Source organism: Aeromonas sp. TW 6 (genome assembly GCF_013168745.1).
Lineage (GTDB): Bacteria > Pseudomonadota > Gammaproteobacteria > Enterobacterales > Aeromonadaceae > Aeromonas > Aeromonas caviae.
On record NZ_JABERS010000005.1, the window covers coordinates 49,206 to 69,809 of the forward strand.

General features: G+C 58.4%; 23 protein-coding genes. 6 read left to right on the top strand and 17 right to left on the bottom strand.

What is annotated here, in order from left to right:
* Window positions 1–83: 83 nt before the first annotated feature.
* Window positions 84–347, top strand: coding sequence for a 30S ribosomal protein S20 (rpsT, locus tag HKD46_RS03635; RefSeq protein ID WP_005308808.1), 264 nt, complete (start codon window positions 84–86; stop codon window positions 345–347).
* A gap of 48 nt (window positions 348–395) precedes the next feature.
* On the opposite strand, the gene HKD46_RS03640 is transcribed toward rpsT, so the two are convergent.
* The 8 genes from HKD46_RS03640 to rppH all read right to left on the bottom strand — a co-directional run bounded on the left by HKD46_RS03640 (window position 396) and on the right by rppH (window position 8,042).
* Window positions 396–698 carry a metalloregulator ArsR/SmtB family transcription factor gene (locus HKD46_RS03640; protein ID WP_029313781.1) on the bottom strand — a complete coding sequence of 101 codons (303 nt, stop codon included), beginning with the start codon at window positions 696–698 and terminating at the stop codon, window positions 396–398.
* 48 nt (window positions 699–746) lie between these two features.
* On the bottom strand, window positions 747–1,679 hold the full coding sequence (gene nhaR, locus HKD46_RS03645) for a transcriptional activator NhaR (protein ID WP_010673095.1): 933 nt from the start codon (window positions 1,677–1,679) through the stop codon (window positions 747–749).
* Entirely contained in the window at window positions 1,666–2,046 is a 381-nt protein-coding gene (locus tag HKD46_RS03650; protein ID WP_010673094.1) for a hypothetical protein, read from the bottom strand. Before HKD46_RS03650 ends, nhaR begins: the two co-directional genes overlap by 14 nt.
* Before the next feature lie 20 nt (window positions 2,047–2,066).
* Complete coding sequence (nhaA, locus tag HKD46_RS03655) at window positions 2,067–3,257, bottom strand: Na+/H+ antiporter NhaA (protein ID WP_103261680.1); 1,191 nt, start codon at window positions 3,255–3,257, stop codon at window positions 2,067–2,069.
* A 279-nt stretch (window positions 3,258–3,536) separates the two neighbouring features.
* Window positions 3,537–4,331, bottom strand: a complete 795-nt coding sequence (thyA, locus tag HKD46_RS03660; protein ID WP_109421859.1) for a thymidylate synthase — start codon at window positions 4,329–4,331, stop codon at window positions 3,537–3,539.
* Window positions 4,331–5,155 carry a prolipoprotein diacylglyceryl transferase gene (gene lgt / locus HKD46_RS03665; RefSeq protein ID WP_109421860.1) on the bottom strand — a complete coding sequence of 275 codons (825 nt, stop codon included), beginning with the start codon at window positions 5,153–5,155 and terminating at the stop codon, window positions 4,331–4,333. Before lgt ends, thyA begins: the two co-directional genes overlap by 1 nt.
* Before the next feature lie 66 nt (window positions 5,156–5,221).
* On the bottom strand, window positions 5,222–7,501 hold the full coding sequence (gene ptsP, locus HKD46_RS03670; protein WP_109421861.1) for a phosphoenolpyruvate--protein phosphotransferase: 2,280 nt from the start codon (window positions 7,499–7,501) through the stop codon (window positions 5,222–5,224).
* A 13-nt stretch (window positions 7,502–7,514) separates the two neighbouring features.
* Window positions 7,515–8,042 (bottom strand): RNA pyrophosphohydrolase, encoded by a 528-nt coding sequence (rppH, locus tag HKD46_RS03675; RefSeq protein ID WP_010673089.1) that lies wholly within the window; start codon window positions 8,040–8,042, stop codon window positions 7,515–7,517.
* Window positions 8,043–8,773: 731 nt separating this feature from the next.
* On the opposite strand from rppH, the gene mutH reads away from it, so the two are divergent.
* Both mutH and HKD46_RS03685 read left to right on the top strand, forming a co-directional pair.
* On the top strand, window positions 8,774–9,448 hold the full coding sequence (gene mutH / locus HKD46_RS03680; protein ID WP_042014896.1) for a DNA mismatch repair endonuclease MutH: 675 nt from the start codon (window positions 8,774–8,776) through the stop codon (window positions 9,446–9,448).
* An 83-nt stretch (window positions 9,449–9,531) separates the two neighbouring features.
* Window positions 9,532–9,861 carry an isoamylase early set domain-containing protein gene (locus HKD46_RS03685; protein ID WP_109421862.1) on the top strand — a complete coding sequence of 110 codons (330 nt, stop codon included), beginning with the start codon at window positions 9,532–9,534 and terminating at the stop codon, window positions 9,859–9,861.
* Between the two features lie 103 nt (window positions 9,862–9,964).
* Here the strand turns inward: HKD46_RS03685 and rplS are convergent, their stop codons facing one another.
* The 5 genes from rplS to ffh all read right to left on the bottom strand — a co-directional run bounded on the left by rplS (window position 9,965) and on the right by ffh (window position 13,482).
* Window positions 9,965–10,312, bottom strand: coding sequence for a 50S ribosomal protein L19 (gene rplS, locus HKD46_RS03690; protein ID WP_005313505.1), 348 nt, complete (start codon window positions 10,310–10,312; stop codon window positions 9,965–9,967).
* A gap of 32 nt (window positions 10,313–10,344) precedes the next feature.
* Window positions 10,345–11,094 carry a tRNA (guanosine(37)-N1)-methyltransferase TrmD gene (trmD, locus tag HKD46_RS03695; RefSeq protein ID WP_010673086.1) on the bottom strand — a complete coding sequence of 250 codons (750 nt, stop codon included), beginning with the start codon at window positions 11,092–11,094 and terminating at the stop codon, window positions 10,345–10,347.
* Between the two features lie 34 nt (window positions 11,095–11,128).
* A complete protein-coding gene (rimM, locus tag HKD46_RS03700) occupies window positions 11,129–11,650 on the bottom strand; it encodes a ribosome maturation factor RimM (protein ID WP_039039979.1) in 522 nt (173 codons plus the stop codon).
* Window positions 11,651–11,674: 24 nt separating this feature from the next.
* Complete coding sequence (gene rpsP / locus HKD46_RS03705; RefSeq protein WP_010673084.1) at window positions 11,675–11,923, bottom strand: 30S ribosomal protein S16; 249 nt, start codon at window positions 11,921–11,923, stop codon at window positions 11,675–11,677.
* A 179-nt stretch (window positions 11,924–12,102) separates the two neighbouring features.
* The gene (ffh, locus tag HKD46_RS03710) at window positions 12,103–13,482 is read right to left on the bottom strand and encodes a signal recognition particle protein (protein ID WP_171864926.1); all 1,380 of its coding nucleotides are present in this window, start codon (window positions 13,480–13,482) and stop codon (window positions 12,103–12,105) included.
* Between the two features lie 285 nt (window positions 13,483–13,767).
* Between ffh and HKD46_RS03715 the strand changes: the two genes are divergently transcribed.
* Window positions 13,768–14,559: an inner membrane protein YpjD gene (locus HKD46_RS03715; RefSeq protein WP_171864927.1), complete on the top strand. Its 792-nt coding sequence runs from the start codon at window positions 13,768–13,770 to the stop codon at window positions 14,557–14,559.
* 39 nt (window positions 14,560–14,598) lie between these two features.
* On the top strand, window positions 14,599–15,879 hold the full coding sequence (locus HKD46_RS03720) for an HlyC/CorC family transporter (RefSeq protein WP_010673081.1): 1,281 nt from the start codon (window positions 14,599–14,601) through the stop codon (window positions 15,877–15,879).
* 30 nt (window positions 15,880–15,909) lie between these two features.
* Here the strand turns inward: HKD46_RS03720 and HKD46_RS03725 are convergent, their stop codons facing one another.
* Window positions 15,910–16,377 carry an Rrf2 family transcriptional regulator gene (locus HKD46_RS03725; RefSeq protein WP_039039978.1) on the bottom strand — a complete coding sequence of 156 codons (468 nt, stop codon included), beginning with the start codon at window positions 16,375–16,377 and terminating at the stop codon, window positions 15,910–15,912.
* Window positions 16,378–16,488: 111 nt separating this feature from the next.
* Between HKD46_RS03725 and hmpA the strand changes: the two genes are divergently transcribed.
* Entirely contained in the window at window positions 16,489–17,682 is a 1,194-nt protein-coding gene (hmpA, locus tag HKD46_RS03730) for an NO-inducible flavohemoprotein (protein ID WP_171864928.1), read from the top strand.
* Window positions 17,683–17,764: 82 nt separating this feature from the next.
* Here hmpA and HKD46_RS03735 read toward each other — a convergent pair whose 3' ends face one another.
* The 3 genes from HKD46_RS03735 to artM all read right to left on the bottom strand — a co-directional run bounded on the left by HKD46_RS03735 (window position 17,765) and on the right by artM (window position 20,604).
* Window positions 17,765–18,355, bottom strand: coding sequence for a tetratricopeptide repeat protein (locus HKD46_RS03735; RefSeq protein WP_029313773.1), 591 nt, complete (start codon window positions 18,353–18,355; stop codon window positions 17,765–17,767).
* 408 nt (window positions 18,356–18,763) lie between these two features.
* A complete protein-coding gene (gene mdh, locus HKD46_RS03740; RefSeq protein WP_010673076.1) occupies window positions 18,764–19,699 on the bottom strand; it encodes a malate dehydrogenase in 936 nt (311 codons plus the stop codon).
* 242 nt (window positions 19,700–19,941) lie between these two features.
* On the bottom strand, window positions 19,942–20,604 hold the full coding sequence (gene artM / locus HKD46_RS03745; protein ID WP_039039976.1) for an arginine ABC transporter permease ArtM: 663 nt from the start codon (window positions 20,602–20,604) through the stop codon (window positions 19,942–19,944).

The following is a 20,604-nucleotide window of genomic DNA, read 5'->3' on the forward strand; positions in this document are numbered from 1 at the left end:
AATCATTTGACAATATGTGGTTGGGAAGGCATATTTCCGGGCCTTTTCAATACACTCGCTAAGACAGTTTTAGGAGTTTTACCTTGGCTAACATCAAATCTGCTAAGAAGCGTGCTCTTCAGTCAGAGAAACGTCGTCAGCACAACGCCAGCCGTCGTTCCATGACCCGTACCTACCTGAAGAAAGTGATCGCTGCCATCGCCTCTGGTGACAAGGCTGCTGCCACTGCCGCTTTCGCTGTTGCTCAGCCGATCATGGATCGTATGGCGACCAAAGGCCTGATCCACAAGAACAAAGCTGCTCGTCACAAGAGCCGCCTGTCTGCCCAGATCAAAGCCATGGCTTAATCAGCATCCGCTGATGAAAGCTGAAAAAACCGGCCTAGTGCCGGTTTTTTATTTGGGGTCGCTACAGTACAGTCTGTGCAACAATCCGATCATCTCGCGCACCTCATGGCTGCGCAGGGAGTAATAGACCGTCTGGGCTTCCTTCCTCGTCGCCACCAGCTCATCCCGGCGCAACACCGCCAGATGCTGCGACATGGCTGACTGGCTCAATCCCAAGACCTCGTTCAGCTCGCCGACCGACAGCTCCCTATCCAGTAACTGGCACAAGATAAACAGCCGTCGCTCATTGGCCAATGCCTTGAGCAGGGTGACGGCACGCCCGGCATTCGCTTCCATCTCTTCCAATTGCATCTCACCCTCCTCTTCCAAGACTGGCATCATAGCGCCGTCACCGTCGATTTAAAACGAGAGGCTTGCCGGCTGAATGGCCGTGAAATCCTCCTGCCCCGCAAAGAGGAAGGAGAAATCACTCTCGCATACCCGCTTGACCGCAGGATGCTGGATCATCCGCTCGGCAAAGATGACGTAATACTCCTCCATCAGATCCTGGGTTTCACCCAGCAGCATCACCTCCTCCCCCTCCAGGATCTCCTCCCGATAAATGGTCGGTGCCATGAAGATGCCCTGGTTGAAGAAGCCGAACGCCTTCATCAGCGCCGCATCGTCGAATTCTCCCAGAATGCTGGGGGAAATTCCCTGCTGCTCGAACCACTGGGTCAGTTGACGACCCATGGCGGTACGGCGGCCCGGGATGAGCAGCTTGCGCTCTTCCAGGCAGGCAGGGAAAGGCTGGGAGGGCAGAGGCGCCTTGCAGAAGAAACTGACGCCACATCCCCCCAGACGCTTGGACAGCAACCCGGCATGCTGGCTGGAGTCCACCGGGCAATCAGAGAGGATCATGTCGAGCTTGTGCTCGCTCAACTGCTCCAGGAGCAGTTCATGGGTCGACTCGAAGCAGCGCAGGTGAATGGAACCGTCATTGGGGATCACGGAGAGCAGTACCCGGCTGGCGAGACGCTTGGAGAGAGCATCGGCGATGCCCACATCGAACAGGATCTGGCTCTCCTTGCGGTAGTTGACGATATCCAGCATCTCGTAGGAGAGGCTGAACATCTTGTCCGCATAGCGAAATACCAGTTGGCCAAGCTCGGTGGCCTCAAGGGAGCGCCCCTTTCTGATCAGCAACTTGCCGCCAAGACGCTGCTCAAGCAGTTTGATCTGACCGGTCACGGTCTGTGGGGTCAAAAAGAGGGCTTCCGCCGCCTGCGTGACGGAGCCCTTCTTCTGAGTCATCCAAAAATAGTAGAGATGGTTGTAGTTAAGGTGTGACATCCGATGGGGTTCCCGCGCCAGGCGGGCTCCGGTAGCAGCTGAGTTCAACCGCCAGAATGTCATACATGTCGCTGATCGAGTCAACCTTGTTCGCGTCGAACTGTGCCTGCAGATGGGCCTTGAGACGACCGGCATCCGGCATTCGCTCGGTACAATAGCGCTTGTTGGACAGCTTGACTCGCTCGCCGGCACGACTGCTCAGTGCCCGTTCGGCGAAGGTCTCTCCGAACCGAGCTTTTACCTGTGAGTCCCCCAGCATGAGTGCGCTGTCGACCACCCCGTTGAGATAGGCAGAACAACTTGCCGAGGTGGCATCCCGCTGACAATCGACCAGGCCATTTGCCCAGATTGCAGGACTCGCCAGCATGACTAACCATCCTAGTTTTCTCATAACCCCTCCGTACTTTGATTCGCCTCCCGATTGGGCAGCGATATCCGCAGTGCGATGTAACCGATCACGGCCGCGAGTGTGGAACCTGCCAGGATCCCGAGGCGCGAGTAGCTGCCGTAGTCCAGTCCGCCATGCTCGAATGCCAGCGATGCGATAAACATCGACATGGTGAAGCCGATGCCACACAGGATGCTGACGGCAAAGATCTGTCTGAAGTTCACTCCTTGCGGCAATTGGGCAATGCCTGATTTCACAGCCAGCCAGCTGATGGTGAAAATCCCGAGCGGCTTGCCGACGAAGAGCCCCAGGATGATCCCCATGGGGAGCGGATTGAGCAGAGCCGAGAAGTAGATCCCCTCCAGCGATACCCCGGCGTTGGCGAAAGCGAACAGTGGCAGGATCAGGAAGGCGCTCCAGGGGTGCAGCACATGCTCCAGATGCTTGAGTGGCGATGCGTAACGCTTGCCGTTGAGGGGGATCATGAAGCCCACGATGACCCCCGCCAGGGTCGCATGGACACCGGACTTGAGCACGGCAACCCAGAGCACCAGGCCGACCAGCATATAGAGTCCAATCCTGTCCTCACCACGGCGATTCATCCAGAGCAAGGTCAGGGTAGCCACCACACCTATCGCCAGCGCAGTCAGCGACAGCTGCTGGGTGTAGAAGAGGGCAATGATGATGATGACCCCCAGATCGTCCATGATAGCCAGCGCCAGCAAGAAGACCTTGAGGCTGGTCGGTACCCGCTTGCCCAGCAGCGCCATGACCCCGAGAGCGAAGGCGATGTCGGTGGCGGCCGGAATCGCCCAGCCAGCACGGGTAGCCTCGTCCCCGTAGTTGAAGAAGCTATAGATGAGTGCCGGTGCCAACATCCCCCCCACGGCAGCAATGGCCGGGAAGGTTGCCTGCACCCGGGAGGAAAGCGCCCCCTCCAGCATCTCTCGCTTCACCTCGAGACCCACCAGCAGGAAGAAGATCGCCATGAAGCCATCGTTGATCCAGAGCAGCAGCGGCTTGTTGATGTCGAGCGCCGCGATGCGAACCTGTACCTCGGTATTGAGGAAGCCCTGATAGTGTTGCGCCAGCGCCGAATTGGCCAGGCCGATGGCAAGCAGGGCGGCCAGGATCAGAATGATCCCGGAAGCGGACTCCAGTTTGAGAAAACGCTTGAATACATCGCTCATATCTAACTACCCATAAAATTGCATCTTTTCAGTCTAGGGCCAGAGTAGCTCAATGAAAAATCGTTTATAACGGCTGATAACAACGAAAAAACCGAAAGCAAAACAGATAATGCCTGCTATAAGCAGGTTATTTCCCCTTTTCAGGAGCCATCTCTCCACCCGGAATGTTGCATATTAATTCACAGAAAATGCAAAAAGGCACCCGAAGGTGCCTCTAACAGCTGAGTGTCGACTCATCGTCACCTGGGAGACGATACTCGCCCCAGGCTCATTACCTACTCAAATAGCGACAGGCGCCTTGATCCCAGGATGAGGATCATAGCCCTGGATCTCGAAATCCTCGAATCTGTAATCGAAGATGGAGTCAGGTTTGCGCTTGATCACCAGTTGCGGCAGGGGGCGCGGCTCGCGGGTGAGTTGCAGTGCCGTCTGCTCCATGTGGTTGGAATAGAGGTGCACATCGCCACCGGTCCAGACAAAGTCACCCACTTCCAGATCGCACTGCTGCGCCATCATGTGGGTCAGCAGCGCATAGCTGGCAATGTTGAACGGCAGGCCAAGGAAAACATCACAACTACGCTGGTAGAGCTGGCAGGAGAGCTTGCCATCCGCCACATAGAACTGGAAGAAGGCGTGGCAGGGTGCCAACGCCATTTTGTCCAGCTCGCCCACGTTCCAGGCGGAGACGATGATGCGGCGGGAATCCGGGTTGTGCTGGATGTCGTCCACCGCCTTCTGGATCTGGTCGATGACAGACCCATCGGCTGCCGGCCAGGAGCGCCACTGGGCACCATAGACAGGCCCCAGATCACCGTGCTCGTCGGCCCACTCGTCCCAGATGCTGACGCCGTTCTCTTTGAGGTAGGCGATATTGGTATCGCCGTCGAGGAACCAGAGCAGCTCGTGAATGATGGAGCGCAGGTGACACTTCTTGGTGGTCACCAGCGGGAAGCCTTCCGCCAGATTGAAGCGCATCTGATGACCAAACAGGGAAACGGTCCCGGTCCCGGTACGATCGGATTTGACTGTCCCCTCGTCCAGGATCTTCTGCATCAGGTCGAGATAGGCACGCATTACTTGGCCTCCTTGGGCGCATTGCCGAACAGACGGGGCTGTTTATAGGCGGCCCAGACCATGAGCGCCCCCGCCACTATCATCGGGGTGGAGAGGATCTGGCCCATGCTGATCTCGTTGAAGTAGAGGCCCAGCTGGCTGTCAGGCTGACGGACGAACTCCACCAGGAAGCGGAACAGGCCGTAGAACAGCAGGAACAGGCCTGAGATGGCGCCGCGGGGTGGATGCTTGCGCCAGAACAGGTTCAGGATGATGAAGAGCACCACCCCTTCCAGGGCGAACTGGTAGAGCTGGGACGGATGGCGCGGCTCGGGGCCCGCCTCCGGGAAGATGATGGCCCAGGGCACATCGGTGACCCGCCCCCACAGCTCGCCATTCATGAAGTTGCCGATGCGACCGACGCCGAGGCCAAAGGGGATGAGCGGCGCCACGAAGTCGGCCACGGTGAAGAAGTGGCGCTGGGTCTTGTGGGCAAACCAGATCATGGCGGTGATGACCCCGATGAGACCACCGTGGAACGACATGCCCCCGGTCCAGATCTTGAACAGGTAGGTCGGGTCGGCGAGGAAGAGATCGAAATTGTAGAACAGCACGTAGCCGATGCGGCCACCGAGAATGACCCCGAGGAAGCCGTAGAACAGCAGGTCGGAGACCTCGTTGCGGGTCCAGCCGCTATTGGGTGCATCGGCGCGGCGACCTGCCAGCCACATGGCGAAGGCAAAACCGAACAGGTACATGAGACCATACCAGCGTACCGATAATGGTCCCAAACTGAATGCTACGGGATCAATCTGCGAGAAAACCCAATATCCGTCGTGCTGCATAGGCGGCCCCAGTCATAGGAAAAGCCGCATTCTCCGATCATTCGCCAGCAGGAACAAGACTGAATATCAATCTGGCAGCCTGACCTTGTGGCCCGCCCGCAGCAAGCCGCCCAGCCCGTGTTCTTCCAGGTAGCGGGCAAACAGGCCGCGCAGCACGTGGGGATTGTCGTGCTTGAGGCCATCGGCCAGCAGCGTCTTCAGCTCCCCGAGGTCGGATTGACGCAGCACGTACTTGATGCGCGAAATATTGTGGGTATTCATGCTGAAGCGGCGATAGCCCATGGCCAGCAGCAGCAGCACGCCGACCGGATCGCCGGCCAGCTCGCCACAGACCGAGACCGGCTTGTGATAGCGCCGGGAGGCATCGACCAGCAGCTGCAAAGCGCGGATCACCGCGGGATGGAAGGCATCGTAGATGCTGGCGACACGGGCATTGTTGCGATCCACAGCCAGCAGATACTGGGTCAGGTCGTTGCTGCCCACTGACCAGAAGTCGATGAGAGGCGCCATCTCAGGCAGGATATAGAGGGCGGAGGGGACTTCAATCATCACTCCGAGGCTGGGGTAGCGGATCACCGCATCGCGGCTCGCCGCCTCCTCCGACACCTCGCGCCAGGCCTGATCCAGCAACCGGCGGGAGGCCTTGATCTCACTGACGCTGCTGATCATCGGCAGCATGATGGCCAGATTGTCCAGCCCTTCGCTGGCCCGCAGCATGGCCTTGAGCTGAACCAGGAAGAGCTCGGGGTGATCCAGGGTGAGCCGGATCCCCCGCCAGCCAAGGAAGGGATTTTCCTCCACGATGGGGAAGTAGGGCAGCTGCTTGTCCCCTCCCACGTCCAGGGTGCGCATGCAGACCGGCCTGTCCCGGTAGGTCTCCAGGATCCCGCGATAGCGCGCCGTCTGCTCCCACTCCGAGGGGAAGCTGTCCTGCAGCATGAAGGGGATCTCGGTGCGATAGAGTCCGACGCCGTCCGCCAGATGGTTGAGGGAGATCTCGGTATCGGCGCTGAGGCCGGCATTGAGCAGCAGAGAGACAGGCGTGCCGTCGGCGGTCTCGGAGGGCTGGTTGTCGACGCTTCGCACTAGGGTATCCAGCGCCCGCTCCTCGCTCAGCAGTTGTCGGTACTCGGTCAGGATCACCTGGTTGGGTTCGATGAAGAGATCGCCGCTGTAGCCATCGATGACCAGGGTGCGCCCGCCGATGTCGCCGAGGGGCAGATCCACCCCCATGATGGCAGCCACCCCCATGGCACGGGCCAGGATGGCGGCGTGGGAGTTGGTCCCCCCCTTGAGCGACACCACGCCGCTCAGGAATTCCCGCGGGATCTCGGCGAGTATGGTGGCGGTCACCTCGTCGGCCACCAGTACCACGGGCTCCCCTATGGTGAGCTGCTCGGGCTCGTCCTGCACCAGGCGGCTGATGAGCCTCTGGGCGATATCCTTCACATCGGTGGAGCGTTCCCGCAGATAGGGATCCTTCATCCCCTTGAACTGCTCTATCAGCCGATCGCTGATGAGTTTGACCGCCGAGATCGCCGTCCAGTGTTCCTTGCTGACCTTGTTGCGGATGGGCTTGATGTAGCCGGGATCGTTCAACAGGTGCAGATAGATGTCGAAGATGGCGACCGAGTCCTGGCTGTAGCTCTCGCGAAAGCGCAGTGCCAGGCTCTCCAGATCATGGCGCACCTCCTCCACCGCCAGCTCGAGGCGGGCCAGCTGCTTGCCGTGGTCCTCGTCCTTGCGCGGCGTGATGGTGTTGAGCGCCTTGCGCGGGCGCCACACCCAGGCCTTGGCGATGGCGATGCCGCTGGCCCCGGCGATGCCGCGCAGGGGCTTGCTCCAGTCGGTCTTCTGCAACCACCCCTTGGCCTGGGCCTGGGCGATGCGAGCCGCCAGCTGGGCCGCCAGGGTGACCATGAAGGACTCTTCCCCTTCATCGAACAACCGACTCTCTTTCTGCTGCACCACCAGAATGCCCACCACCTGGCGCTGATGCATGATGGGGGCACCGAGGAAGGAGCGAAACGCCTCCTCGGCCACGTCGGGCAGGAACTTGAAACTGGGGTGGGCCGGGGCATCGGCCAGGTTGATCAGCTCTTCACGCTGACCCACCAGACCGACGATGCCCTGTTCGAAGGGCAGGGTCGCCTTGCCCACGGCCGATTCGGCCAGGCCATCGGTGGCCGCCAGCCGGTAGCGGCGCATCTCTGGCTCGGCGACATAGACGGAGCAACAGTCCACCGTCATGGCGAGCCGGGTCTGGCTCACCAATGCATGCAGGGCTTGTTCGAGGGTGTTGGCCTCGGCCATGCTTTCCACGATGCGTCTGAGTTCCGTCAGCAACTAGTTATGCTCCTTAACGCGAGCGGTTGCGCCGCCCATCTTTTCGGTTAGCCTGCACCACGGGGACTGGCATGGCCAGCGGGGCAAACTCTTTCATCACCCGGCGGTAAACCTCCCGCTTGAAGGAGACGACCTGACGAACCGGGTACCAGAAGCTGACCCAACGCCAATCATCAAATTCCGGGTGACCATGACAGCCAAACTGGATCCTGGACTCTTTGCCAGGATCGAGCTGCAACAAAAACCATTTCTGCTTCTGGCCAATACAGACCGGTGAACTGTCCCAGCGGACGAGTCGTTTGGGTAAGCGATACTTCAGCCAGTTGCGACTGGTCGCCAGTATGGTCACATCGTCCTGCTTGAGGCCTATCTCCTCATACAGCTCACGATACATGGCCTGTTCCGGCGATTCACCATCATCAACCCCCCCCTGCGGAAACTGCCAGGAGTGCTGCCCATAGCGCTTAGCCCACAATACTTGTCCGTCACGGTTACAGATCACGATGCCGACATTGGGACGAAATCCGTCACCATCTATCACGTGATCACCTTATAAAGGCTGAATCTATAACGAGATTGTTCCACATTCACCCCGTGGCGGCAAACAGGGACTGTCATCTTCCATTCATGAATAACTTGGCATTTCAAGCAAAGTTATAAACAAATTGAAGGTTCATGCTAGGCAAGTTGCCCACCCAGACTGTGCATAAACCTGTGATCAAGCAGGTATATACAGTAGTTTTATACTGTGGCATTGCACGGAAGCATATCATACCCGATTCACTTAAAAACAAAATATACATTTAAATACATAAGGTTATAGTTTTATTGCTGGATCAAAATCCATGTCTTTTGCCTAAGAGGATCCAGCCTGTCAATTGTGAACAAGTTCGACTGCTCAAAGATCCACCAAGACGGATTTATCCACAGATATGGCGCATTATCTGCACCGAAATGGCGCTGAAAATCGGCGTACTCTCACATTTATTTCTGGTGCCACGCTTCCTTTCACCACTTTACGCCAGTTATCCAAGATTTCTGTGGATAACTGTGTGCAACAGCTCGCACAAACCCTTGGACAACTCGTTTATGCGGAGATCCGGCGGGCCAACATACTGGATAAATAAAGTAAAACCCTTTAAAATCATTTAGATATGTTGAATTCTGTCACCCATGTCTCCCTGTGTATAGTCGGGCGAGGATCGGTTACAAAATCAGCGATACCATGCAAGGATCCGTATTGCGATGTCTATTATCTCCAGAGGAGCCCTCATGCCCGCCAATCCCCAGTCAGAACAAGAGCTGCTCAGTCGAGCCTACGCCATGGCTGGCTTCACTCTGGCCCAGCTTGCCGCAACGGCGGGCATCCCCGTACCGCGGGATCTTAGGCGTGACAAGGGCTGGACAGGGCAGTTGATCGAGTGGCAGCTGGGGGCCAGTGCAGGTAGCCGTCCCGAGCAGGATTTTCCGGATCTCGGTATCGAGCTCAAGACGATCCCCGTCGATCCTCAAGGGCGCCCGCTGGAAACCACCTTTGTCTGCGTGGCCCCCCTCATCGGGGTCAGCGGCCAGCGCTGGGAGGAGTCGAACGTGCGCAACAAGCTGTCGCGGGTGCTCTGGATCCCGGTGGAAGGCAGCCGCGACATCCCTGTCGGCGACCGTCGCGTCGGCATGCCGCTGCTATGGAGCCCGAATGAAGAGGAAGAAGGACTGCTGCGCCAGGACTGGGAAGAGCTGATGGACATGATAGTGCTGGGGGAAGTGGAGCAGATCAGCGCCCGCCACGGCCAGGTATTGCAGCTGCGCCCCAAGGCGGCCAACAGCAAGGCGCTGACCCGCGCCATCGGCCGCAATGGCCAACCCATCATGACGCTACCACGGGGCTTCTACCTCAAGATCGAGTTCACCCATCAACTCCTGCAGCGCCATTTTGCCCTCCCCCTTTGATCCTGTTTATCAACATCTTTGTCATAAAGTGATATAAAAACAACCAGCGCTACTTTCTTCGCAGCCAGTGACAAGGAGTCCATATGCCGATCAACAAGCAATTCCTCAAATCGCGTCCCGAGGTCAAGGTGACCTTTGCCGTCGAAAAGGAGGCCGCCGGTGATGCCGAGCAGGTCTTGCTGCTGGGTGAATTCAGCCAGTGGCAGCCCATTGAACTGAAGAGGATGAAAAACGGGGAGTTCAAGGCGACACTCAACCTGCCGACCAATGGCCCCAGCCATTTCGAGTATTGCTATCAGCTAGTGCAACCCGATGGTGAAACCCTTTATGACAACGACTGGGAGGCGGACGACTATGTGCCTGGCCCCTTCGGGCGTGACAACTCGGTGGTGCGGGTCAGCCAGCCAGGTTGAGCTGGAACACCCGAAAGCGGATACAAAAAAGGCTCGCCATTGGCGAGCCTTTTCACTACCTGTCGAGCTTTTCGCCGACATACCGACACCAATTCGAATCGAATTAGTTGAGCTTCTCTTTGATACGAGCAGCTTTGCCGGACAGGTTGCGCAGGTAGTACAGTTTGGCGCGGCGAACATCACCACGACGCTTCAGTTCTACACTGTGGATCAGCGGAGAGTGAGTCTGGAATACACGCTCAACACCTTCGCCGTTGGAGATCTTGCGAACGGTGAAAGCAGAGTGCAGACCGCGGTTACGCTTGGCAATCACGATGCCTTCGAAAGCCTGCAGACGCTCTTTACCACCTTCTTTAACACGAACTTGAACACGTACGGTGTCGCCCTGGGCAAAAGCCGGGATGTCGGTACGCAGTTGCTCTTGTTCAAGCTGCTGAATAATCTTGCTCATTGTCTTTCCTTACCTAGGATAAACTGAAAACTCTACTTAACGCTGTCACGCACTTCGCGGACATACTCGGCAAGAAGTGATTCTTGCTCGTCAGTCAGAGCTAGGTTGTTAATAAGTTCCGGCCTTCTCTGCCAGGTTCGTCCGAGCGATTGCTTGAGTCGCCAGCGCCGAATCACTTCGTGATTGCCGCTTGTCAGCGCCTCGGGCACCGTCAGCCCATCCAACACCTCCGGCCGAGTATAGTGGGGATGATCCAGCAGGCCATCCGTGAAGGAGTCCTGCTCGGCACTGGCCTGATCACCCAAGACCCCCGGGACCAGACGCGAAACCGCATCGATCAGGGTCATGGCAGGCAACTCGCCACCACTTAACACGTAATCTCCGATAGACCACTCTTCGTCGACTTCGGTTTGTATCACGCGCTCATCGATACCTTCGTATCGACCGGCGACCAGAATCAGTTTCTGATTCGTCGCCAACTCGGTCACGCCCGCTTGAGTCAGCTTGCGTCCCTGAGGAGAGAGATAGATGACTTTCGCCCCGTCTCCCGCCGCTTGCTTGGCTGCATGAATGGCATCACGCAGCGGCTGAACCATCATCAACATGCCGGGCCCACCACCATAAGGACGATCATCGACCGTACGGTGTTTGTCGTGGGTGAAGTCCCGAGGGTTCCAGCACTCAATCTGCAGCAGGCCACTCTTGACGGCCCGACCCGTTACCCCGTGCTCGGTAATGGCTCGGAACATTTCCGGGAAGAGGCTAATGACCCCAATCCACATAAGAAACCTCCGGCACCCGTGTTAGCGCGGGAAACTAGAAACCAGGATCCCAATCAACTTCGATTGTTCGAGCAGTCAGATCAATATTCTTGATCACCTGCTCTTCCAGGAACGGTATCAACCGCTCCTTTGCACCAAAGGCATCTTTTACATTGGCCTCAACCACCAACACATCGTTGGAGCCGGTTTCCATCAATTCGGTCACCTTGCCCAGGTCGTATCCCTTGGTGGTTACCACGGTGCAACCAATGAGGTCACGCCAGTAGAACTCCCCTTCGGGCAACGCAGGCAACAGATCGGCGGGGACGCCAATCTCGACGTTGGTCAATGCCAGGGCATCCTCACGCACATCGATACCATCGAGTTTGCAGATCAGACCCTTGTTGTGACGCTTCCAGGATGACACCCGGATTTCACGCCACGCCCCGTTCTGATTGATCAGCCAGGGGTTGTAATCGAAAATCGCTTCGGCAACATCGGTGAAGGAGTTCACTTTAAGCCAGCCCTTGATCCCGTAAACGGTCCCCAGGGTGCCCAGAACTACAGGTTTTTCCACCTTAACTCCCTACCGTTTGGCTGATTAAGCAGCTTTGGCAGCGTCTTTGATCAGCTTGGCAACGCGGTCAGAAACAGCGGCACCAGTAGCAACCCAATGCTCGATACGAGCCAGGTCCAGGTTCAGCTTTTCAGCGTTACCAGCAGCAACCGGGTTGAAGAAACCGACGCGCTCGATGAAACGACCGTCACGGGCGTTACGGCTGTCAGCAACTACTACCTGGTAGAACGGACGCTTTTTCGCGCCACCACGTTGTAAACGAATGGTTACCATATCGTCCTCATAAACATCTAATGAACAAGGCCTACAAATACGCAGACCCTAGCTTAAAATAAGCCGCGTAATTCTACTTGGATTCGTAATAATTGCAACCAAGCCAGTTATTTTTTGCGCAGGGATTGGCATGAAAAAGGCTCACCAGGGTGAGCCTTTCTACCTGACCAGCAGGAAAATCAGAACGGACCGCGACCGCCACCACCGAATCCGGGGGGCAGCATGTTCTTCATCTGGCCCATCATCTTGCGCATGCCGCCCTTGCCGGACATCTTCTTCATCATGCGCTGCATCTCGGTGAACTGCTTGAGCAGCTTGTTCACATCCTGGACCTGCATGCCGGAGCCCGCAGCGATGCGGCGCTTGCGGGAGCCCTTGATGAGATCGGGATGGGCACGCTCTTTCGGCGTCATGGAGCTGATGATGGCCTCCATCCGCACGGTGAGCTTGTCATCCATCTGATCCTTGATGTTGTCCGGCAGGCCGGACATGCCGGGCAGCTTGTCGAGCATCCCCATCATGCCACCCATGTTGCGCATCTGGGCCAGCTGCTCACGGAAGTCTTCCAGGTCGAAGCCCTTGCCGCTCTTGACCTTGCTGGCCAGCTTGGCCGCCTTCTCTTTATCGACGTTGCGCTCCACCTCTTCGATGAGAGAGAGCACATCCCCCATGCCAAGGATGCGGGAGGCGAGACGATCCGGATGGAACGGCTCCAGCGCGTCAGTCTTCTCACCCATACCGATGAACTTGACCGGCTTGCCGGTGATATGGCGAACCGACAGTGCGGCACCACCGCGGGCATCACCGTCTGCCTTGGTAAGGATCACACCGGTGAGCGGCAGCGCTTCGTTGAAGGCCTTGGCGGTATTGGCAGCATCCTGGCCTGTCATGGCATCCACCACGAACAGGGTTTCGATCGGCTTGATGGTGGCGTGCAGATCCTGGATCTCCGCCATCATTTCGCCATCGACGTGCAGACGACCGGCAGTATCGACGATCACCACGTCATAGAACTTCTTGCGCGCCTGATCGATGGCAGCAGTGGCAATGGCGATCGGTTTCTGGCTGGCATCACTCGGGAAGAAGTCGACACCGATGTCGCCCGCAAGGGTCTCAAGCTGCTTGATCGCCGCCGGACGGTAGACGTCCGCACTGACCACCAGCACCTTCTTCTTGCTGCGCTCCTTGAGCAGTTTGGCCAGTTTGCCGACCGTAGTGGTCTTACCGGCCCCCTGAAGACCTGCCATCAGGATGATGGCCGGCGGCTGGGCAGCCAGGTTGAGCTGTTCGTTGGCCTCCCCCATCACGGTGACCAGTTCGCCATGGACTATCTTGATGAAGGCCTGGCCCGGGCTCAGGGATTTGGCCACTTCCTGGCCCACGGCTCGTTCCTTGACGCGCGCCACGAAATCGCGCACCACCGGCAGGGCGACGTCCGCCTCGAGCAACGCCATGCGGACTTCGCGCAGGGTATCCTTGATGTTCTCTTCGGTCAGGCGGCCGCGGCCGCTGACGTTGCGCAGGGTGCGCGAGAGTCGTTCAGTCAAATTCTCAAACATGACGCTTTCCGGTTCTTGGCGTGACACTGGGGGCATTATACCCCGATCAGCACTCTAGGGACGATTACTCGCCGCTTGCCGCGGCGGCCTGCCATCGAACGGGCAGGTCAACAAATGGAGGGCAGTATACCCCAGTCAACGCCGGAGGACGATTATTCGCCGCACGGTGACCATCAACGCCTACTTATATGTGGGCAGTTAGCCTCTTGCACAACTGGCGAGCATATCTTGTGCAAGGTATACTGCCCCTCTTATCCATAAAGCTTGTTTGACAACGACCTGGTTATGATCGTGATCTCTGTTCTGGCCCTGGCGTTTTACCTGCTGGCCATCATCGCCTCACTGCACCTGCTGCTCAGCGCCAAGCCCGTCGGGCAAGTATCGCTGTTCGCCTGTGTCGGCCTGGCCCTGACCGCCCATGGCATGGCGGTGGGCAGCGAAGTGATGGCCACCCATTCCGGCCAGAATCTCAGCATGTTGAACGTGGCGTCCCTGGTCAGCCTTATCATCAGTTGCTTTATGACCTGCGTCACCCGACGCTTCAACGGCTGGATCCTGCTGCCCGTCGTCTACAGTTTTTCAGCCCTGCTGCTGGCAGCCAGCGCGCTCATTCCCGGGCGCTACATCACCCATCTGGAAGCGCACCCCCAGTTACTGCTGCACATAGGCCTCGCGCTGATGGCCTATTCGGTACTGATGATCGCCTGCTTGTTTGCCCTCCAGCTTGCCTGCCTGGACAGGCAACTGAAATCCAGAAAGATCAGCCACCTGCCAGCCATGCCACCCCTGATGACGGTGGAGAAGCGCCTGTTTCAGCTCATTTCCGCAGGTCTGCTGCTGCTGACCCTCTCCATCGCATCCGGCCTGTTCTTCCTGGAAGACATGTTTGCCCAGGGCAAGTCCCACAAGGCCATCCTCTCTATCTTGGCCTGGTGCGTCTACGCTCTGCTGCTCTGGGGTCACCATACCCGTGGCTGGCGCGGCCGCAAGGTCATCATGCTGAGCCTCATCGGCAGCTTCATTCTGACACTGGCCTATTTTGGCAGCCGTTTCGTCAAGGAAGTGCTGCTTAGCTGACACACAAACATTCCCCAACCATCCTTACAGGAGCCCTTCTTGGACAGTATCTCAACGAGTACATTGCTGATTGTTCTCGTTATCTTGATCCTTTTGTCAGCCTTCTTCTCCAGTTCCGAAACCGGTCTGATGTCGCTCAACCGCTACAAGCTGCGGCATCTGGCCCAGACCAAGCACAAGGCTGCCCGCCGGGTCGAGAAGCTGCTGGCCAGGCCGGACCGCCTGCTTGGCCTCATTCTCATCGGCAACAATCTGGTCAACATCCTGGCCTCCGCCATCGCGACCATCGTCTGCATCCGGCTTTTCGGGGATCTCGGCGTCGCCATTGCCACCTTCGGGCTGACCCTGGTGGTGCTGGTATTCGGGGAAGTCACCCCCAAGACACTGGCGGCCATGTTCCCCGAGCGGATAGCCTACCCTGCCTCCTGGATCCTCAAGGGGCTGATGGTGCCGTTCGCCCCCCTTGTCTGGCTCATCAACAGCATCACGAACCTGCTGCTGAAACTCTTGCGTCTCGAGCACAACAAGGATGACTCCCTCAATTCCGAAGAGCTGCGCACCATCGTCAACGAGGCGGGCAATCTCATTCCCAAGCACCACCAGGAGATGCTGATAAGCATCCTGGATCTCGACAAGATGACGGTGGAGAACATCATGGTCCCGCGCAGCGAGATCTCCGCCATCGACATCAATGACGACTGGAAGATCATACTGCGCCAGCTGGCCCACTGCGCCCACACCAAGATCCTGCTCTATCGCGACAACATCGATGACGTCGTCGGCTTCCTGCACTCACGGGACGCCCTGAGACTGGTCGCCCGGGATCAGTTCAGCAAGTCCAGCCTGCTGCGGGAAGTCGACCCCATCTATTTCATCCCCCAGGGGACCCCCCTCAACGTGCAGTTGGCCAAGTTCCAGCGCAACAAAGAGCGAATTGGCCTTATCGTCGACGAATATGGCGATATTCAGGGGCTGATCACCCTGGACGACATCCTGGAAGAGATTGTCGGTGACTTCACCACCTCCATGACACCGACCCCGAGTGACGAGATCCATCCCCAGCCGGACGGCTCCTTCCTGGTCGAAGGCTCCGCCAGCATCCGCGAGCTGAACAAGGAGATGGACTGGCACCTGCCCATGGACGGCCCACGGACCCTCAATGGCGCCATCCTGGAGTACCTTGAGGAGATTCCCCAACCCAACATCAGTGTCAGGCTGGCGGGCTACCCTATCGAGATTCTCGAAGTGGAGAACAACATGGTGAAGATGGCGAGGATCATGCCGCACCTGTACCGGGACGATTCAGGGTACGAGGATTGAAAAAAGGCTGCCAATGGCAGCCTTTTTGTTTCACTCGCTCTCGTCATCCGGCTCCAGCACCAGAGTGGGGATGAGCTCACCGAACACCTGCTGCAACTCGTCACGGTTTGCCAGCAAATCCTGCAGCGTATAACCATCCATCACCGCGAGGAAGGCGTTCATCGCCTCCTTCAAGGCACTCTTGAGCAGACAGACGGAGACGATATGGCAGACCGGGGAGCTGCAGTCGATCCCGTCCAGATTGCCTTCCAACGCCCGGATCACTTGCCCGATATTGATCTCGTCGGGGGAGCGCGCCATGCGGATGCCACCATTCTTGCCGCGTTGTGACTGCAGATAGCCCAGTTTTACCAACTGGTTCACCACCTTCACCATGTGATTGCGGGATACGTCGTACAAGGCGGATACCTTGGCCACGCTCGACAGTTCCCCCTCCGGCAGGGTGGCCAGATAGAGCAGGGCTCTCAATCCAAAATCGGTATAGCTCGTTAGTCTCATAGTGCCTGTAGCGCCTAGCGCGAAGAATTGATGATTGATCCAGATCAATTAAACATTTAGGATGCAACTTAATAAGTGACATTCCAGATGTTCAATTAGAAAGGACCTCCTATGTTAGACCAAGCCACCATCGCCGTCATCAAGAGCACCATTCCTTTGCTCGAATCGGCGGGCCCTGACCTCACACGGCACTTTTATCAGCGCATGTTCAGCCACAATCCCGAGTTGAAGGATGTCTTCAACCTGGCTCACCAGCGTAGCGGGGGACAACCCTTGGCACTGTTCAGTGCGGTGGCGGCCTATGCCAGGAACATCGACAATCTGGGGGCCCTGGCCGGAGCCGTTGAACGCATCGCCCACAAACATACGGGTTTCCTGATCCAGCCGGAACAATATCACATTGTGGGTAGTCATCTCTTGGCCACGCTCAAAGAAATGGGTGGCAACGCTGTTACGGAGGAGGTCCTTACCGCCTGGGGCAAGGCTTACGGTGTGCTGGCCGACATCTTTATCGGCCGGGAGAGCGAGCTCTATCGGGAGAAGGCAAGCCAGGACGGTGGTTGGCAGGGAACCCGCCCTTTCATCATCAAGGAGAAGCGTCAAGAGAGTGAACTCATCACCTCTTTCGTCCTGGCACCCCTCGATGGCAACCCCGTGTTGCGTTTCAAACCGGGGCAATATCTCAGTATCAAGCTGGTTCATCCCGCCCTCGAGCATCAGGAGATCCGCCAGTACTCCCTCTCGGACACCCCCAATGGCCGCGACTACCGCATCAGCGTCAAGCGCGAACCCAGGGGTCAGGCCTCCAACCTGTTGCATGATCATCTTCACATCGGTGACACGGTCGACATCATGCCGCCGGCCGGCGACTTCTTCCTGCAAGAGGAGACAGACACGCCTGTGGTGCTGATCTCCGCCGGGGTCGGCCTCACCCCCATGCTGAGCATGCTCAACCACTTGCTGGCCGATGGCCCGGATGTGGATATTCGCTGGCTTCACGCCTGCGAACATGGCGCCCACCACGCGTTCAGGGACGAGATCCGGGCAAAGAGCAGGCAATACGGGAAACTGGAGAGCCGGATCTGGTATCGGGAGCCGGGGGAGCAGGATGTCAAAGGAGAGGATTACGACTTCAGCGGCACTCTGGCACTGGAGCAGGTCACCGACCTCATTCCGGCCGACGCCCACTACTATTTCTGCGGCCCTGTCCCGTTCATGAAGGCAGTCAAAGCTCAGCTGGAGCATGTGGGCGTGCCTGCCGGGCGGATGCACTACGAGGTCTTCGGCCCCCATCAGGGCCTCTGATCCCTCCCCTGACCGGGAAAATGCACAAGGCCCACAAGCACCGCTTCGTGGGCCTTGTAATATCAAAGCGGGCTACCAGCACTCAGTGCATCGCCTTGGCACGGGCGATGGCATTGGCGGGCATCCGGTTGCCGAGCCGGCTGAGCAGGCTCGCCGCCTTCTGGTGCATGGCCTTGTCACCGATGACGGCGCCGTGCAGCCAGTGATACGCCTCCTCGTAATCCAGGGGACTCCCCATGCCCTGCAGCAACATCTCCACCCACTCCATCTGTGCCCGTAAGAAGCCGAGGCTCGCGGCTTCCCGCATCAGGGTCTCGGCCCGCACCAGATCCTTCTGAACCAGGATCCCCTTCCAGTAATAGCGGCCAAGCTGTTCCAGCGCCGGCGCCAGCCCCTGGTTGGCGGCCTCCCACATGTACTGCACTCCGATCTGGGCGTCCGGCTTGGTGCAAACCCCCCACGCCAGCATGTCCCCCCAGAGGAACTGATAGGCAGGGATCTTCATCACCGAGGCCCGCGCCTCGATATCCTGGGTGAGCTGGCACCTGTCCTGCTTCACCCGGGCCAGATGGCGCCCCTGCTCTATCCAGTTGAGCAGTTCGTCCTGGCGATAGAGCGGCACGGCCTGCAACTCTCCCGCAGCAGCGGATGCCTGCGTCGTCGCCCTGGGCAGCGGCGCAGCTGCCGGTGCGGACGGTACAGGTGCGGATGCGGGTGCGGGTGCGGATGCGGATGCGGATGGCGCTGCTGACACAGGGAGGGATGACGTGGCGACAGAAGAGGCTGGCGTCAGGGCTGGCTGGGCCGATGATGAGGCCGGTGACAAGGGTGCAGACGCCGCAGATGGCGGCGCGGCTGCAACCGCCACCGCCTGGGTGGGCGCGGCGGCCGAGGTGGGCTCCGCCCCCTGCAAGGGTAAGCTGCACACACCGATAATGGCGATGAGGGTTCTTGGTTTCATCATAGGGATCTCCTGCTGCCTTCTGTTATCGGCAGCCAGGGCCATCTCCTTAGCCCGCCACACCCAGCCCCGAAAATGACAAAGGGGAGCCTGGGCTCCCCTTGCGGTCGACGTAGCAACTTACTTGACGAAGTCGACGCCCAGCTGGATGTCAGCCTTCAGGGTGGCCAGCATGCTGTCCATCGCTTCCTGCTCGAAGGCGCTCAGCTTGCCGTAGTCCAGCACGGTTTCGACGCCGTTCTTGCCGAGCAGCACCGGCTGCGCGAAGAAGGTGGCGTGCTCACCGTTGCCTTCCACATAGGCACACTCGATGACGTTGGCTTCCCCTTGCAGACCCTTGATGAGCGACAGACCGAAACGGCAGGCTGCCTGACCCATGGAGAGAGTGGCGGAACCGCCACCGGCCTTGGCTTCCACCACCTCGGTACCGGCATTCTGAATGCGCTTGGTCATGGCAGCCACTTCCTCAGCGGTGAAGCTGGCGCCTTCAACCTGGGAGAGCAGCGGCAGAATGGTCACGCCACTGTGACCGCCGATGACGTTGACACGTACCTTGTCAACGTTCAGGCCCTTGGCTTCGGCCACGAAGGTCTCGCCACGGATCACATCCAGGGTGGTCACGCCGAACAAGCGACGCTTGTCATAGACACCGGCTTTCTTCAGCACTTCGGCGGCGATGGCGACCGTGGTGTTGACCGGGTTGGTGATGATGCCGATCAGTGCTTTCGGGCAGGAAGCGGCACACTTTTCCACCAGGTTCTTGACGATCCCGGCGTTGATGTTGAACAGGTCGGAACGGTCCATGCCGGGCTTGCGCGCCACGCCGGCAGAGATCAGCACGACATCGGCGCCGACCAGAGCCGGGCTCGGATCTTCACCGCAGAAACCTTTTACTTTCACGTCAGTCGGGATGTGGCTCAGGTCCGCCGCCACGCCCGGAGTGACCGGGGCAATGTCATACAGGCTCAGTTCGGAACCGGCAGGCAGGCGGTTTTTCAACAGCAGAGCGAGGGCTTGGCCGATGCCACCGGCGGCACCCAGAACGGCAACTTTCATGATCAACTCCATGTCTAAGCGTAGGTTTAAGGTTGTTTCTAGTTGGGTTAACGCTGATTCTTATTGTGCGCCTCACCTTAAAGGATCCCCTCCTAAAAAACAATCTGATAACAGTTGTAATCACGGGTTCTGTGAGCCAGGGAACAAGCGGCGATGAAAGCGGAGAGGAATATGCGATAAATGGGAGGAAAGACACAGATTTCCTGTGCCCTCCTCACCATTAAGAGGTAAATGTGACTGCTTCAGGACTGGAAAGCCAGTGCCCGACGCTCACACCAGCGGAAACCAATTGTTAACAATCCATTCATGGTCAGATAGAGCGCTCCGGCCACGGTGAACACCGCCAGGGTGTCATAGGTCTGGGCGTTGAGACGCTGGGCCAGCCCCATGATGTCCATGATGGTGATGGTACTGGCGAGCGAACTCCCCTTGAGCACCAGGATCACCTCGTTGGAATAGGCGGGGACCAGCCGACGGGCGGCATGGCGGGTCTTCATCCACAGGGTCTGTCCGGCCGAGAAGCCGAGCGCACGGCAGGCCTCCACTTCACCGGCGGGGATGGCGTCGAGCGCCCCTTTGAACAGCCGGGTGGAGTAGGCTGCGGTATTGAAACCGAGCGCCAGCACGGCGCAGAACCAGGGTTGCTTGAGCAGCGGCCAGAGCGGCCCCGCCTTGAGCCATTCAAACTGGCCAGGCCCGTAGTAGATGAGGAAGATCTGGATGAGCAGCGGCGTACCGGTAAAGACCAGTACCCAGAGCTGCACCAGCTGGGTCGCCACCGGAATGCGACGCTCCAGCACCCAGGTCATGCCGGCCGCCATCAGCACGCCCAGCAACAAGCTGAACACGGTGAGCTGCAAGGTGATCGCCAGCCCTCCCAGCAGGGTCATCAGGTAATCCTGCAT

Coding starts and splice junctions, on each gene's coding strand:
- rpsP (WP_010673084.1), bottom strand. CDS start 11,923: ATGGTAACCATTCGTTTACAACGTGGTGGCGCGAAAAAGCGTCCGTTC.
- ffh (WP_171864926.1), bottom strand. CDS start 13,482: ATGTTTGAGAATTTGACTGAACGACTCTCGCGCACCCTGCGCAACGTC.
- lgt (WP_109421860.1), bottom strand. CDS start 5,155: ATGCAGCACGACGGATATTGGGTTTTCTCGCAGATTGATCCCGTAGCA.
- HKD46_RS03650 (WP_010673094.1), bottom strand. CDS start 2,046: ATGCTGGCGAGTCCTGCAATCTGGGCAAATGGCCTGGTCGATTGTCAG.
- nhaA (WP_103261680.1), bottom strand. CDS start 3,257: ATGAGCGATGTATTCAAGCGTTTTCTCAAACTGGAGTCCGCTTCCGGG.
- mutH (WP_042014896.1), top strand. CDS start 8,774: ATGCCCGCCAATCCCCAGTCAGAACAAGAGCTGCTCAGTCGAGCCTAC.
- HKD46_RS03715 (WP_171864927.1), top strand. CDS start 13,768: ATGATCGTGATCTCTGTTCTGGCCCTGGCGTTTTACCTGCTGGCCATC.
- nhaR (WP_010673095.1), bottom strand. CDS start 1,679: ATGTCACACCTTAACTACAACCATCTCTACTATTTTTGGATGACTCAG.
- rplS (WP_005313505.1), bottom strand. CDS start 10,312: ATGAGCAAGATTATTCAGCAGCTTGAACAAGAGCAACTGCGTACCGAC.
- hmpA (WP_171864928.1), top strand. CDS start 16,489: ATGTTAGACCAAGCCACCATCGCCGTCATCAAGAGCACCATTCCTTTG.
- mdh (WP_010673076.1), bottom strand. CDS start 19,699: ATGAAAGTTGCCGTTCTGGGTGCCGCCGGTGGCATCGGCCAAGCCCTC.
- HKD46_RS03640 (WP_029313781.1), bottom strand. CDS start 698: ATGCAATTGGAAGAGATGGAAGCGAATGCCGGGCGTGCCGTCACCCTG.
- thyA (WP_109421859.1), bottom strand. CDS start 4,331: ATGCGTGCCTATCTCGACCTGATGCAGAAGATCCTGGACGAGGGGACA.
- artM (WP_039039976.1), bottom strand. CDS start 20,604: ATGCAGGATTACCTGATGACCCTGCTGGGAGGGCTGGCGATCACCTTG.
- HKD46_RS03725 (WP_039039978.1), bottom strand. CDS start 16,377: ATGAGACTAACGAGCTATACCGATTTTGGATTGAGAGCCCTGCTCTAT.
- HKD46_RS03685 (WP_109421862.1), top strand. CDS start 9,532: ATGCCGATCAACAAGCAATTCCTCAAATCGCGTCCCGAGGTCAAGGTG.
- trmD (WP_010673086.1), bottom strand. CDS start 11,094: ATGTGGATTGGGGTCATTAGCCTCTTCCCGGAAATGTTCCGAGCCATT.